General features: G+C 64.4%; 1 protein-coding gene. It reads left to right on the top strand.

Going from position 1 to position 205, the window contains the following annotated elements:
- A partial coding sequence (locus IO33_RS45545) for an acyltransferase domain-containing protein (protein WP_037687713.1) occupies positions 1-205 on the top strand: 205 nt, incomplete at both ends.

Here is a 205-nt window from a genome sequence, read left to right as displayed (position 1 = left end):
CCTGTTTGCGGGTCAGGGTTCGCAGCGGCTGGGGATGGGGCGTGGACTTTACGACGCCTTCCCGGTGTTCGCGGCGGCGTATGACGAGGTGTGCGTGCTTTTGGATGCGCCCGTGGATGTGGACTCGGAGGAGTTGAATCAGACGGGTTCGACGCAGCCGGCGTTGTTCGCGGTCGAGGTGGCGTTGTTCCGGCTGTTGGAGTCG

Origin of the sequence: Streptomyces durhamensis, assembly GCF_000725475.1 — a bacterium.
GTDB classification, from domain to species: Bacteria; Actinomycetota; Actinomycetes; order Streptomycetales; family Streptomycetaceae; genus Streptomyces; species Streptomyces filipinensis.
The sequence above is the reverse complement of the archived record's forward strand: the minus strand, read 5'-3'. Positions and strand labels throughout refer to the sequence as shown.